Raw genomic sequence first — 14126 nt, 5'->3', positions numbered from 1 at the left:
CGAGCCCACAGGAGTCCAGACCCCATGCCCGAATCCAACCTGTCCTTTTTCGGCCGGCTGTCGCTGGCCGTCGGCACGTTCTTCTCCGTGCTCGGCAACCGCGAGTTCGCGGCCGGCGTGCTGCGCGTGCGCGACGGCGCCCCGGCGCCGGTCGCGCCGGTCCCGACGCCGGCCCCCGCTGCCGCGCCCGTCGCACCCGCGCCGGTGAAGGCGCCGGCCCCCGAGCTGCGCGAAGCGAGCCCGCAGGCCGCGCTGCAACTGCTCGGCCTGCTGCAGCGCGATGCGCGCTTCATCGATTTCGTCGAGGAAGACATCGCCGGCTATGCGGACGCCGACATCGGCGCGGCCGCGCGCCTCGTGCACGACGGCTGCCGCGCGGCGCTGCGCGAGCACTTCACGATCGTGCCGGTGCGCGACGAAGCGGAAGGCAGCCGCGTGACGCTGCCGGCCGGCTTCGACGCGACGGCCGTGCGCGTGACCGGCAACGTGGTCGGCTCCGCGCCGTTCACGGGCACCGTCAGCCATCGCGGCTGGCGTGTTTCCGACGTGCGCCTGCCGAAGCTGACGGGCAGCCACGACGCATCGGTCGTCGCACCGGCGGAGGTGGAACTGTGAGCGATCCGCGCTATTCGATCGGTATCGACCTCGGGACGACCCACTGCGCGCTGTCGTACGTCGACAGCAGCACGAGCGACGGCGAAAAGATCGTGCAGCAGGTGCTGCCGATCGCGCAGCTGACCGCACCGGGCGCGCTGGAATCGCGCGACCTGCTGCCGTCATTCCTCTACCTGCCGCATGAAAGCGAACTGACGCAGGGCGACCTGACGCTGCCGTGGACGGCCTCGCGCGCGTTCGCGGTCGGCGAGATGGCGCGCACGCGCGGCGCCGGCACGCCGATCCGCCTCGTGTCGAGCGCGAAAAGCTGGCTGTGCCACCCGGGCGTCGATCGCCGCGCGGCGATCCTGCCGAGCGATGCGCCGCCGGAAGTGGCGCGCGTGTCGCCGCTGGAAAGCTCGATCCGCTATCTCACGCACCTGCGCGAAGCGTGGGACCACGCGCATCCCGACGCGCCGTTCGCCGACCAGGACGTGACGGTCACGATCCCCGCGTCGTTCGACCCGGCCGCGCGCGAACTGACGGCCGAGGCCGCGCGCGCCGCCGGCTACACGCGGATGACGCTGCTCGAAGAGCCGCAAGCGGCGCTCTACAGCTGGATCCAGAAAAGCGAAGGTGGCTGGCGCAAGCAGGTGCAGGTCGGCGACCTGATCCTGTGCGTCGACGTCGGCGGCGGCACGACCGATCTGTCGCTGATCGCGGTGGTCGAGCGCGACGGCAATCTCGAACTGCATCGCGTCGCCGTCGGCGAGCACATCCTGCTCGGCGGCGACAACATGGACCTCGCGCTCGCGCACGTGGTCGCACGCAAGCTCGCGCAGCAGGGCACGCAGGCCGATCCGTGGCAACTGCGCGCGCTGACCTACGCGTGCCGCGCGGCCAAGGAAACGCTGCTGTCCGATCCGACCACCGACGCGGTGCCGCTCGTCGTGCCGAGCCGCGGCTCGAAGCTGATCGGCGGCTCGATCCGCACCGAGCTGACGCGCGCGGAACTGACGCAGACGATCCTCGAAGGTTTCTTCCCGCAGGTCGATGCAGCCGCGCGCCCGGTGAGCCGCGCGCGTGTCGGCCTGACGCAGCTCGGCCTGCCGTATGCGCAGGACGCCGGCATCACCCGCCATCTCGCGGCGTTCCTCGGCCGCCAGGTCGCGGCGCTCGACACGCTCGAAGGCGTGCAGCGCACGCTGCCGCAAGGCGCGACGTTCCTGCATCCGACCGCCGTGCTGTTCAACGGCGGCGTGTTCAAGTCGACGCTGCTCACGCAGCGCGTGCTCGACACGCTCAACGGCTGGCTCGCCGCCGAAGGCGCGCCGCCCGCCCGCCTGCTCGAAGGCGCCGATCTCGATCTCGCGGTCGCACGCGGCGCGGCGTACTACGGCTACGTGAAGCGCGGCCGGGGCGTGCGCATTCGCGGCGGCACGGCGCGTGCGTACTACGTCGCGATCGAATCGGCGATGCCCGCGGTGCCGGGGCTCGAGCCGCCGGTGCAGGCGCTGTGCGTCGCGCCGTTCGGGATGGAGGAGGGCACGGACGCGGCGCTGCCGCCGCAGGAATTCGGTCTCGTCGTCGGCGAACCGGTGCAATTCCGCTTCTTCGGTTCGTCGGTGCGTCGTCAGGACCAGGTCGGCACGCTGCTCGACTACTGGTCGGCGGAAGAGCTGCAGGAGCTGGAGGAAATCCAGGCGACGCTGCCCGCCGAAGGGCGCACCGTCGGCGAAGTCGTGCCGGTGAAGCTGCATGCGCGCGTGACCGAAGCCGGCACGCTCGAACTCGAGGCGATCCCGAGCGGCACGAACGAGCGCTGGAAGGTCGAGTTCGACGTGCGCGGCGCCGCCTGAGCGCGATGAAGCGTTATACGGTCGGCATCGACCTCGGCACGAGCAATACGGTCGTCGCGTACGTCGAGGCCGGTTCCGACGCGATCCGCGTGTTCGACGTCGAGCAGCTGGTCGGCCCGGGCGCGGTGGCCGCGCAGCCGCTGCTGCCGTCGGTGCGCTATCACCCGGCGGCGGGCGAGCTGCCGCCGGACGCGCTGCGGCTGCCGTGGGCGGCCAATTCGAAGGCTGATCCGAAGGCCAGCGCGAATGCGGCCGATTCGCCGCCGGCCGTGATCGGCCGCTACGCGCGCACGCTCGGCGCGCAGGTGCCGGGCCGGCTCGTGTCGAGCGCGAAGAGCTGGCTGTCGCACGCCGCGGTCGACCGGCTCGCGGCGATCCTGCCGTGGGGCGCGGCCGATGGCGTCGACAAGGTGTCGCCGGTTGATGCGAGCGCGAGCTATCTCGCGCATGTGCGCGACGCGTGGAACGCGCGTTTTCCCGATGAGCCGCTCGCGCAGCAGGACGTGATCCTGACGGTGCCCGCGTCGTTCGACGACGGCGCGCGTGCGTTGACCGTCGAGGCCGCGCGGCGCGCGAAGCTGCCGGCGCTGCGCTTGCTCGAAGAACCGCAGGCCGCGTTCTACGACTGGCTGTACGGCCAGCGCGACACGTTGCGCGAGACGTTCGCCGCGCCGCGGCGCGTGCTGATCTGCGACGTCGGCGGCGGCACGACCGACCTCACGCTCGTCGACGTCGCGCCGGGTGACGACGGCCAACCCACCTTCACGCGCGTCGGCGTCGGCAACCACCTGATGCTTGGCGGCGACAACATGGACCTCGCGCTCGCGCGCCTGGTCGAGTCGCGGCTGACCGAGCCCGGTACGCGGCTGTCGGCCGCGAGCCTGTCGCAACTCGTCGAGCGCTGCCGCGCGGCGAAGGAGCGGCTGCTCGGTGACGACGCGCCGGCGTCCGTCACCGTCACGCTGCTCGGCGCGGGCAGCAAGCTCGTCGGCGGTGCGCGTTCGGCGGAGCTGACGCGGCAGGAAGTCGAGCAGATCGTCGTCGACGGGTTCTTTCCGCAGGTCGAGGCCGGCGAATTGCCGCGCCGTGCGCGCGCGGCGATCGTCGAATTCGGCTTGCCGTATGCGAGCGACGCGGCCGTCACGCGCCACGTCGCCGCGTTCCTGAACCGTCATGCGGAAGGCCCGCTGCCGGACACGCTGCTGCTCAACGGCGGCGTGTTCCGCGCGGGCGCGCTTGCCGGCCGTCTCGCGCAGACGCTCGGTGCGTGGCGCGGCGCACCGCTCGACGTGCTGCACAACGCGCATCCCGATGTGGCCGTCGCGCGCGGCGCGGTGGCCTACGGGCTTGCGCGCGCCGGGCATGCGCCGCGCATCGGCGGCGGCTCCGCGCGCAGCTATTTCCTCGTGCTCGACGATGGCGAAGGCGACGCAGCCGCCCGCGGCGTCTGCCTGCTGCCGCGCGGCGCGGAAGAGGGCCGCGAGATCCGCCTCGACGATCGCACGTTCGCGCTGCAGCTCGGGCAGCCGGTGCGTTTCCACCTCGTGTCGACGGTGGCCGACACGAAGTATCAACCCGGCGATCTCGTCGATCTCGACGGCGGCGATTTCGTGCGGCTGCCGCCGATCGCGACGGTCGTCGATGCGAAGGCGGGCGGCGACGCGCGCGAAACGCCGGTGAAGCTCACCGCGTCGCTGACCGAGGTCGGCACGCTCGAAATGCATTGCATCGCGACGGGCGACGCGGCGCGCCGCTGGCGGCTCGAATTCCAGTTGCGCGGCGATGCGCCGGTGCAAGGCGACGATGCGGCGCTCGCGCGGCATCCGCGGCTCGACCAGGCGCTCGAGCTGATCGAGCGTTCGTTCGGCAGCAAGGCCGCGGGCGTCACGCCGAAGGACACGCGTCGGTTGCGCGCGCAACTCGAACAGGTGCTCGGCGCGCGCGAAGACTGGGATGTCGCGCTCGCGCGCGAACTGTTCGACGCATTGCTCGCGCGGGTGCGGCGGCGGCGGCGCTCGGCCGATCACGAGCGCGCGTGGCTGAATCTCGCCGGGTATTGCCTGCGTCCGGGTTTCGGCCATCCGCTCGACGCATGGCGCATCGAGCAGCTGTGGCCGCTCTTCGACGACGGCATTCAGTATGTGACCGATGCACAGGTGTGGTCCGAGTGGTGGACGCTGTGGCGGCGCGTGGCCGGCGGCCTCGACGACGATGCGCAGACGCAGGTGCGCGACGCGATCGCGTTCCTCGAGCCGTCCGACGACAAGCGGCGCAAGTTGCCGTTCGATCCGGCCAAGGTCGGGCCGGCCGACATGACGCGATTGTCCGCGTCGCTCGAACGGCTGCCCGTCGCGCGCAAGGTCGAGCTGGCCGAGCGCCTGATCGCGCAATTGCAGAAGCCGGCCGATCGCGCGTTGTGCGCGTGGGCGCTCGGGCGGATCGGTGCAAGGCGGCCGTTCTATGGCAGCGCGCATAGCGTCGTGCCGGCGGAAATCGTCAACGGCTGGCTCGATGCGCTGTTCGCGCTCGACTGGAAGCAGGTCGAACCGGCTGCGTTCGCGGCCGCACAGATCGCGCGGATGACGGGCGACCGCTCGCGCGATTTGCCGGACGACACGCGCGAGGCCGTCATCAAGCGCCTGTCGGCCGCCAACGTGTCGGCGGCGTGGATCGACATGGTCCGTGAAGCGATCGCGTTCGACGAAGCCGATACGGTGCGCGTGTTCGGCGAAACGCTGCCGGCCGGATTGAAGCTGCTGGGTGATTGAGAGCAGTGCGGGATGCGTCGATCTCGTTCGCGGATCGAAGCGTCCGGTCTCGGTCGCGCCGCCCATCGCACGACGTCGAAGCCGGTTTCATTCAGGCATGCGACACCCCTTCGCGACGCTTTTCCGCTGATCCGGTTTCTGCGCCATCGCGCGCGGTTACCGAACGGGAATCGCCAACACCGAGACGAGCATTTTGTTGTCGACGCACAAGGCGTGACGCGGCACGGCCGCGCCACGTTCCTGCGTGCGGTCAGGCGCCCGCCGCCGATTCCGGAAACACCGGCTCACCAAGCGTCAGCATCAGCCGGTTCGCCCACGCGAAGATCGCGATCGCGTGCGACAGGTCGAGAATCTCCTCATGCGTGAGCCCTTCGGCCTCGAGCGCGGCGATATCGCTGTCATCGATCGCGTCGGGCCGTTCGGTCAATGCAATCGCATAGCGGACGATCGCGCGTTCGCGCGCCGTCGTGCCGGCCGTCGCCGGATCGTCGAACACCTGCTCGATCGCATCGGTGCGTTTCGCGAGCTGCGTGAAGCGCTGCGCATGCACCGACGCGCAGTACACGCAACCGTTCACGCGCGACACCGCCGTGCTCGCCAGTTCGCGCTCGGCGCGCGACAGCCCGCCGGGGCCGTACATGATCGCGTTGAACACGCCCGAGCGCTGCAGCAGGATCTCGGGCAGATGGACGAGCAGCAGGTAATAGTCGGATGTTTTCGCTTGCGGGTGGCTCGCGTCGAGCACCGCGAGCTGATCGGGTGTCGCCGCGTCGAGCGATACCGTGTCGAGCCATGCGCGCCAGCCGAGCGTGTCGAACGTGAAGCCGTGGGCCGTAGTCGTCATGCGGCCTCCTTGGCGGCGCGCGCTTGAAGTGCCCGCGCGGCGGCGGCCACGCGCAACTGATACGCGACGAACGCGATGAGCTGCGACAACGCGACGATCGCGGATGTCGTAAGTCCGGCCGATTTCAACGCGGCGAGATCGGCCGCGCGTGCGTCGACCGGCGCGTGCGTCAGGCGCTTCGCGTGCAACAGGATCGCGCCGAGGCGGCGAGGCAGCGCGTCGAACGCATCGGCATCGGCTCGTTCGATATCGTCGAGCGTGCCGCCTGCGTCGAGCAGTCGCGTGCGATAGATGTCGGTCAGCGCGTGTGCGTTCGACTGTCGCGCGACATAGCGTGCCGCATGCAGCCGCTCGACCGGCGAAAGATCGGGCAGGGGGGGATCGAACAGTGCGGCTTCGCTCAGTTGCGTATGCAACAGCACCTTGCCGCGTGCGCGGCGCAGCGCGGCGACGGCGTCGCCTTCGCGCAGGCCGGCTGCCGCATCGATCGTATCCGGCACGGCGGCCGGCGTGAGGGAGTCAGTCATCGTTTCGGTTTTCCTTCGTCGTCAAAGTGACCGATGGCGTCGGCGTCGCGCCATTCGTCGCCTTGCAGTTCGGCATTCGCGTACGCGACGAGCGCGTCGTAGTGGCGGTCGCGATCGGCATCGAACAGCCGGCTCGCAATGCCGCGCGCGAGCCGCTGCGCGCCTGCGCTGATGGCCGGAATGTCGCCGGACAGCTTGCCGTGGCTCAGGCTCGCCGCATGATTGAAGCAATGGATGCGCGTGACGGCCGGGCACGCACCGCGCTCGCGCTCCTGGAACGCGAACGCTGGGCCGAGATCGGGCGACTCGGCGAGCTCGTCGAGCCATCGCGCCGGTTCCGGCCGATAGCGATCCTTCCAGCGCCGCACGTGCGCGCCGAACGACGCGAATTCGTCGCGCGTCGTCCAGTCCGAATGAAAGCCCGTCGCGAAGATCAGGAAGTCGACCGTGTAGCGGCCGCGCGGCGTCGTCACGTCGAGGCCGTCCGCGTGGTCGGCGAGCGTCTCGATCGGGCTGCCCGCATGGAAATGCGCATGATCGTGACGCGACACGCGCAGCACGCTGTCGCGCGGCGGCGGCGTCTGCGACGTCAGCGCGTAGTGCATGAAGCGCCATTTCGTCGCGTCGTCGAGGTCGGCGTAGCCGTGCACGAGGCCCGGGCTGCCGATGCCGGTCAGCTTGTTGATGCGTGGAATGTCCGCGCGGCGGAAGAACAGGTCGACGCGTGCGGCGCCCGCTTCGAGCGCGGTGCCCGCGTTGTCGAACGCGGACGCGCCCGCGCCGACCACGCCGACGCGCTTGCCCGCGAGCGCGGCGAAATCGATCGGCTCGGACGAGTGGGCCCAGCGCGTGCGCGGCGCGCGTTGCGCGACGGGCGGCACGTACGGGCCGCCGAGGCCGTCGCGGCCGGTCGCGAGCACGACGTGCCGCGCGAGCAGCGTGTCTCTTCCGCCGTTTGCGCGGATATCGAGCGCGAGCAGGCCGTCGTCGCGCGGGCGCAGCGCGACGAGCGTCGTGTCGTTGCGCACCTGCAGGTCGAGCACGCGCCGATACCAGCGCAGGTACTCCATCCATTGCGGGCGCGGAATCTTGTACAGTGCATCCCACGCGTCGCGGCCGTATTGCGTTTCGAACCACGCGCGGAACGTCAGCGCGGGCAGGCCGAGCGCGGGGCCCGCAAGCTGCTTCGGCGAACGCAGCGTTTCCATCCGCGCGAACGTGACCCACGGGCCTTCGTAGCCGGCCGGCGCGCGATCGATCACGCACTGGTTGTCGATGCCGAGCAGGCGCAGTTCGGCGGATGCCGCGAGCCCGGCCATCCCGCCGCCGACGATCGCGACGTCGAGCACGCGCGCGCCGTCCACGTCACGTGGCGGCACCCACGACGGCGCGGGCAGGTCGAGCCAGCGCAGGTCCTGCGCGAGCCGTGCTTCGAGTGCGTCGAGCGGCGTCGTCATGCGGCCTCCGAGCGCGCGCGGCGGGTTCGTGTCGGGCGAGGCGGGCGCGCCGTGCGTTCGGTGCGCAGCCGGTCGCCGCGCAGCAGCGCATCGTGCGCGGCGGCGTCGTGAAAAATCACGTCGTCGAGCAGCGTGCGCGTCGTGCGGCGCAGCGCGTCGAGCAGCGCATCGACGGCCGCCGTGCGCGCCTTGCCGGTCGGCGTCGCGACGCCGAACGCGAACGGGATGTCGACGTCGAGCGGGCGTGCGACGACCCCGTCCACCGGCAGCGCGACGCCGGTGGCCGGATCGACGATGCCGATCCCGATGCCCGCGCGCGCGGCCATCACCGCATTCAGCGACGCATTGGTTTCGATGAACACGCGCGCCTCGACACGCGCGGCCGCGAACGCCGCGTCGATCCGCTGGCGCAGCCGATGCCGGTTCGCGACCGTCACGATGCGGCGCCGCGCGAGGTCGCGCAGCGCAATGCGAGGTTTCGCCGCGAGCGGATCGCCGGCCGGCAGCACGGCGACGCACGGCGTCTGCGCGATCCAGTGCACGTCGAGCCCGGCATGCGCCATCGGCAGCGTGACGACGCCGACATCGGCCGTGCCGGCCAGCACCTCGTGCACCACATGCTCGGCCGATTCGCTGCGCAACTGGTAGTGCGGCGCATGCGTATCGTCGGGCAGCGCGGCGAGCGCGGTCGGCACGAGCGTGGCCGCGAGCGACGGCGTGGCCGCGATGCGCACGGGTTCGGCGGTGTCGTCGCCGAGCGCGCGGGCCCGCGCCTCGATCGCGCGCAGGCCGACCAGCGAGCGTTCGACTTCCTCGTACAGCAGGAACGCGCGCCGCGTCGGCGTGACGCGCGGGCCGTGCCGGTCGAACAGCGCGTAGCCGAGATCGGCTTCGAGTTCCTGGATCTGCCGCGTGACGGCCGGCTGCGAGCGGCCGAGCAGTTCGCCCGCGCCGGTGACGCTGCCGGCCGACATGACCGCGGAAAAGGCTTCGAGTTGATGCAACTCCATGACGCGTTCCGATGATGCGATTTGCGCATTGTAGGAGTGCAAGCATGCGCGATTCATATAATGATTTTTGCTATCGACAGCGGGAAAACTGCGAAGCGCGCGATCGTCGCGGCGGCCGGCCATGCGCGCATGCGCGCCGGTTGCGCGGGGTGACAAAAACGAAAGGCCAATCGAATCAACGCGATGCGACGCATGCCGGCATGTCGATCGAGGCAGCGGGTAGCCTGGAGCGATCATGAGCGTCATCCGCTTCGCGCCGCGTGCGATATCGATATGCGCAAAACTTCGTTGGATCGTCCTGAACCCGATGGTTACATGCCCTCACTCTTTTCGATTGACTGAAGCAGGGGGACGCATGAACGTTTCGGGGAACGACGCGCGCGGCGCATGGTGGCGCGTGCTGGGCACGGTGGCGGCGCTCGCCGCCGCATGGGGCTTGTCGACAGGCGGTGCGCTCGCGGCCGGCGTGTCGGGCGAGCCGGTGGTGATCGGCGCGAGCGGGCCGCTCACGGGCCAGGACGCGCAATACGGCGAGCAGTGGAAGCGTGGCTTCGATCTCGCGCTCGACGAGATCAACGGCAGCGGCGGCATTCACGGCCGGCCGCTCGCGATCGACTTCCAGGACAGTCGCAGCGACCCGCGCCAGGCGGTGGCGATCGCGCAGAAGTTCGTCGCCGATCCGCGCATCGCGATCGAGCTCGGCGACTTCTCGAGCGCGACGTCGATGGCCGCGTCGCCGATCTACCAGCGCGGGCAACTGATCCAGTTCGGCTTCACGAATTCGCATCCGGATTTCACGAAAGGCGGCGACTATCTGTGGAGCACCGCGCTGAGCCAGGCGGAGGAACAGCCGCTGCTCGCGCGCTATGCGGTGAGGGAACTCGGCTTCAAGCGGATCGCGGTGCTGTACCTGAACACGGACTGGGGCCGCACCAGCAAGGACATCTTCGCGAAGGCGGTGACGGGGTTCGGCGCACAGGTCGTCGCGGCCGAAGGCTACCAGCCGGCGGAGAAGGATTTCCGCTCGACGCTCGTGCGCATCGGCGAATCGAAGCCGGATTCGATCGTGCTGATCTCGTACTACGCGGACGGCGCGCAGATCGTGCGCCAGGCGCGCACGTCGGGCGTCGCGCTGCCGATCGCGGCGGTGGGCTCCGTGTATTCGCCGAAGTTCCTCGAACTGGGCGGTACGGCCGTCGAAGGCGTCTATACGGAATCGAACTTCTTCCCGGCCGAACCGCGCCCCGAGGTGCAGGCGTTCGTGCAGCGCTATCGCGCGAAATTCCACGCCGATCCCGATTCGTTCGTCGCGCGCGCGTACGACGCGCTGATCCTGTCGGCGGAAGTGCTGCGCCGCTACGGCACGACGCGCCAGGCCGCGCACGACGGCTTCGCGAAGATCAGCGACGTGCCGAGCGTGATCTTCGGCAAGGTGCGCTTCGATCCGCAGACGCGCCGCGTCGCCGGCGCGCGCACCGTGTATCTGGTCGTGAAGCAGGGGCAGTGGGCGCTGTGGGACGGCGCGAAGCCGCAGCTCGCGGCGCGCTGAACCCGAACCGCACGCACATGACGGACGCATCCTGATGGCTTCCTGGCTCGACTACACGCTCAACGGCCTCATCGTCGGCAACATCTACGCGCTGCTCGCGGTCGGGCTCGCGCTGATCTTCGGCGTGTCGCACCTGATCAACTTCGCGCACGGCTCGGTGTACATGGTCGGCGCGTTCATCGGCTGGCTGTGCCTGACGCGCTTCGGGCTGCCGCTGCCGGTTGCGCTTGCGGCGGTCGTGGTCGGGTGCGGCGCGCTCGGCATCGCGATCGAGCGGATCGGGTTGCGGCCGCTGCGCCACGCCGCGCGCATCGCGCCGCTGCTCGCGACGATCGGCATCAGCTTCATCCTCGATCAGCTCGCGCAGCTCGCGTTCGGCGCGGACCCGCGCGCGGTGCCGACGCCGCTGCCCGACTGGCACGTGCGGATCGCCGGCGCGACGCTCGGCTCGCTCGACCTGCTGATCGCGGGCATCGGCATCGCGGCGGCCGCGCTGCTGTACGGCTTCCTGCGCTTCACGCGGCTCGGCTGGGCCGTGCGCGCGACCGCGCAGGATCGCGACGCCGCGTTGCAGATGGGCGTCGACGTCGATCGCGTGAACCAGACCGTGTTCGCGATCGCGTGCGCGCTCGGTGGCGTGAGCGGGCTGCTGGTCGGCATGTACTACAACAGCATCGATCCGGCGATGGGCTTCCAGGCGACGCTGAAGGGCGTCGTCGCGCTGCTGATCGGCGGGCTCGGCAACGTGCCGGGTGCGATCGCGGGCAGCCTGCTGCTCGGTCTCGTCGAAAGCTACGGCGTCGCGCTGTTCGGCACCAGCTATCGCGACCTGTTCGCGTTCGGACTGCTGATCGTCTTCCTCGTGTGGCGGCCGAACGGCTTGTTCAGTGCGAACCGTGCGCTGCCGCCGGAGCCGATGACGGGCACCTTCCTCGCTGCCGCGAAAGCCGTGCGCGTGCCGCGCCCGGTGCTCGTCGCGCTGATCGCGGCGGCGGCCGTGCTGCCGTGGCTCGGGGCATCGCCTTACGTGCTGCAGACGCTGACCAACGCGTGGCTGTACGGGCTGCTCGCGCTGAGTCTCACGCTCGTCGCGGGTACGGTCGGGCAGATCTCGCTCGGCCACGCCGCGCTGCTCGTGATCGGCGCGTATGCGTCGGCGCTGCTGTCGTCGGATCTCGGCTGGTCGCCGGCCGTGACGATTCCGTGCGCGGGCGCGATCACCGCCGTGTTCGGCACGCTGCTCGTCTATCCGGCGTTCCGCTTGCGCGGGCACTACGTGTCGATCGCGACGCTCGGGATCGGCGAAGTGGTGAGTCTCGTGATCCTGAACTGGGACAGCCTGACGCGCGGCCCGCTCGGCATCACCGGCATCGCGCCGCTGCCGTGGGCGACGACCGCGCGCGCCGCGTACTGGTTCACGTTCGCGGTGCTCGTCGTGTTCGCGCTCGTACAGGTGCGGCTGCTGCGTTCGCATCTGGGCCGCACGCTACGCGCGGTGCGCGAGGACGACGTCGCCGCGCGTGCGCACGGCATCGCGCCGAACCGCTACAAGGCGATCGCGTTCGCGGTCGGCGGCGTCGCGGCGGGCGTGAGCGGCGGCATCGCCGCGCATCTGTACAGCTACATCAATCACCAGACCTTCGATTCGCAGGTGTCGATCCTCGCGCTGACGATGGTGATCCTGGGCGGGCTCGGCAACGTGCTCGGCGGCATCGTCGGCGCGATCGCGCTGATCGGGCTGCCCGAGCTGTTCCGCTGGGCGGCTGACTACCGGATGCTGATCTACGGCCTCGTGCTGCTGCTGCTCGTCCGGTTCCGGCCGCAGGGCCTGCTCGGCACGGTGTGAGGAGGAATGCGATGACGACCACCCGACCCCTGCTCGACGTGCAGGGCCTGACGCGCCGCTTCGACGGCGTGACCGCGCTCGACGGCGCGAGCCTGACGCTCGCCGACGGCGAGCTGCTGAGCGTGATCGGCCCGAACGGTGCGGGCAAGTCGACGCTGTTCAACCTGATCGCGGGCGCCGACCGGCCCGATGCCGGCCGCGTGACGTTCGACGGCCGCGACATCACGGGCACGGCGCCCGAGCGGCTCGCGGCGCTCGGCATCGCGCGCACGTTCCAGCACGGCCGCGTGTTCGGCAACCTGAGCGTGCTCGACAACGTGCTGATCGGCGCGCATGCGCGGCTGCGCGCGGCGCGGCCCGGCTGGCCGGCGCTCGGCGCGGCCGCCGAGGTGTGGCGCGCGCTCGTGCGGCCCGCGTCGGTACGCCGCGAAGAGGCCGCGTTGCGCGAAGAAGCGCGCGCGATCGTCGCCGGCTTCGGCGAACGGCTCACGCCGCGCATCGATCATCCGGCGCACAGCCTGTCGTATGCGAACCGGCGGCGTGTGGAGATCGGCCGCGCGCTTGCGCTGCATCCGCGCCTGCTGCTGCTCGACGAGCCGACGGCCGGGATGAACGAGACGGAAACGGCCGAGATGCTGCAACTGATCCAGTCGCTGAAGGCGCGCGGGCTGACGATCCTGCTGATCGAGCACAAGCTCGAACTCGTGATGCGCGTGTCCGATCGCGTGATGGTGCTCGACAACGGCGTGAAGATCGCCGAAGGCGCGCCGCGCGACGTGCGGCACGATCCGCGCGTGATCGAGGCTTATCTCGGCCGCCGCCATGCGGGCGGCACGCCGGCCGAGCGCGCCGCGCAGGCGGCCGCATGAGCTTGCAATCTTCCGGACCCGATACGACCATGACCGACGCGCTGCTGAAACTCGAACACCTCGACACGTTCTACGGGCCCGTGCAGGTGCATTTCGACGTGAATTTCGAAGTCGGCCGCGGGCAGATCGTCAGCCTGCTCGGCGGCAACGCGAGCGGCAAGTCGACGACGATGAAGCTGATCCTCGGGCTGATGCGTCCGCGTCGCGGCGTCGTGCGTTTCGACGGCGACGACGTGACCGCGCTCGCGACGCCGCAGCGCGTGCGGCGCGGGATCGCGGCCGTGCCGGAAGCGCGGCGGCTGTTCGGCGACATGAGCGTGCGCGAGAACCTGCTGATGGGCGCTTACACGCGCGGCGATCGTGCGGCTGTGGCCGACGACTACGCGCGTGTGCTCGATTTGTTTCCGCGGGTGCGCGAACGGCTCGCTCAGCGCGCGGGCACGCTGTCGGGCGGCGAGCAGCAGATGCTCGCGATGGCGCGTGCGCTGATGGCGCGGCCGAAACTGATCTGCATGGACGAGCCGACGATGGGGCTGTCGCCGCTGTACGTCGACAAGGTGCTGGAGCTGATCGACGCGATCAACAAGCAAGGCGTGACGGTGTTCATGGTCGAGCAGAACGCGAGCCTCGCGCTGGAGATCGCGCATTACGGGTATGTGCTGCAGACGGGGCGCGTCGTGCTCGAAGGGCCCGCGAAAACGCTGCTCGACGATGAGCGCGTGCGCGATGCGTATCTCGGTGGGGAGGCGGTGGCGGCGTAGGCGGCGCAAGCAGGCGCTGCCAGGCGCCGCGAAATGTGGAGT

11 protein-coding genes are annotated in these 14126 nt (G+C 70.4%); 7 read left to right on the top strand and 4 right to left on the bottom strand.

Going from position 1 to position 14126, the window contains the following annotated elements; genetic code table 11:
• The first annotated feature begins 24 nt into the window (after window positions 1–24).
• The 3 genes from KR541_RS18245 to KR541_RS18235 are packed head-to-tail and all read left to right on the top strand — an operon-like array spanning window position 25 to window position 5221.
• Entirely contained in the window at window positions 25–615 is a 591-nt protein-coding gene (locus tag KR541_RS18245; protein WP_050014363.1) for a DUF2760 domain-containing protein, read from the top strand.
• A complete protein-coding gene (locus KR541_RS18240) occupies window positions 612–2453 on the top strand; it encodes an Hsp70 family protein (RefSeq protein ID WP_050014365.1) in 1842 nt (613 codons plus the stop codon). The genes KR541_RS18245 and KR541_RS18240 overlap by 4 nt, the downstream gene beginning before the upstream one ends.
• A gap of 5 nt (window positions 2454–2458) precedes the next feature.
• Window positions 2459–5221 (top strand): Hsp70 family protein, encoded by a 2763-nt coding sequence (locus KR541_RS18235; RefSeq protein WP_216089702.1) that lies wholly within the window; start codon window positions 2459–2461, stop codon window positions 5219–5221.
• 250 nt (window positions 5222–5471) lie between these two features.
• Here the strand turns inward: KR541_RS18235 and KR541_RS18230 are convergent, their stop codons facing one another.
• The 4 genes from KR541_RS18230 to KR541_RS18215 are packed head-to-tail and all read right to left on the bottom strand — an operon-like array spanning window position 5472 to window position 9059.
• Window positions 5472–6065 (bottom strand): peroxidase-related enzyme, encoded by a 594-nt coding sequence (locus tag KR541_RS18230; RefSeq protein WP_050014369.1) that lies wholly within the window; start codon window positions 6063–6065, stop codon window positions 5472–5474.
• A complete protein-coding gene (locus KR541_RS18225) occupies window positions 6062–6592 on the bottom strand; it encodes a CMD domain-containing protein (protein WP_089489026.1) in 531 nt (176 codons plus the stop codon). The genes KR541_RS18230 and KR541_RS18225 overlap by 4 nt, the downstream gene beginning before the upstream one ends.
• A complete protein-coding gene (locus tag KR541_RS18220; protein ID WP_216089701.1) occupies window positions 6589–8049 on the bottom strand; it encodes an NAD(P)-binding domain-containing protein in 1461 nt (486 codons plus the stop codon). Before KR541_RS18220 ends, KR541_RS18225 begins: the two co-directional genes overlap by 4 nt.
• Window positions 8046–9059, bottom strand: a complete 1014-nt coding sequence (locus KR541_RS18215; RefSeq protein ID WP_089489705.1) for a LysR family transcriptional regulator — start codon at window positions 9057–9059, stop codon at window positions 8046–8048. Before KR541_RS18215 ends, KR541_RS18220 begins: the two co-directional genes overlap by 4 nt.
• A 355-nt stretch (window positions 9060–9414) precedes the next feature.
• Between KR541_RS18215 and KR541_RS18210 the strand changes: the two genes are divergently transcribed.
• From KR541_RS18210 to KR541_RS18195, 4 genes are read left to right on the top strand one after another with little or no spacing between them, the layout of a single operon-like run.
• Window positions 9415–10608 carry an ABC transporter substrate-binding protein gene (locus tag KR541_RS18210; protein ID WP_050014373.1) on the top strand — a complete coding sequence of 398 codons (1194 nt, stop codon included), beginning with the start codon at window positions 9415–9417 and terminating at the stop codon, window positions 10606–10608.
• Between the two features lie 34 nt (window positions 10609–10642).
• The gene (locus tag KR541_RS18205) at window positions 10643–12454 is read left to right on the top strand and encodes an ABC transporter permease (protein ID WP_050014374.1); all 1812 of its coding nucleotides are present in this window, start codon (window positions 10643–10645) and stop codon (window positions 12452–12454) included.
• A gap of 11 nt (window positions 12455–12465) precedes the next feature.
• Complete coding sequence (locus KR541_RS18200; protein WP_050014376.1) at window positions 12466–13323, top strand: ABC transporter ATP-binding protein; 858 nt, start codon at window positions 12466–12468, stop codon at window positions 13321–13323.
• A complete protein-coding gene (locus tag KR541_RS18195) occupies window positions 13320–14084 on the top strand; it encodes an ABC transporter ATP-binding protein (protein ID WP_050014377.1) in 765 nt (254 codons plus the stop codon). The genes KR541_RS18200 and KR541_RS18195 overlap by 4 nt, the downstream gene beginning before the upstream one ends.
• Window positions 14085–14126 lie beyond the last annotated feature (42 nt).

It is taken from the genome of Burkholderia sola (assembly GCF_905400185.1).
Classification (GTDB): Bacteria; Pseudomonadota; Gammaproteobacteria; order Burkholderiales; family Burkholderiaceae; genus Burkholderia; species Burkholderia sola.
The sequence above is the reverse complement of the archived record's forward strand: the minus strand, read 5'-3'. Positions and strand labels throughout refer to the sequence as shown.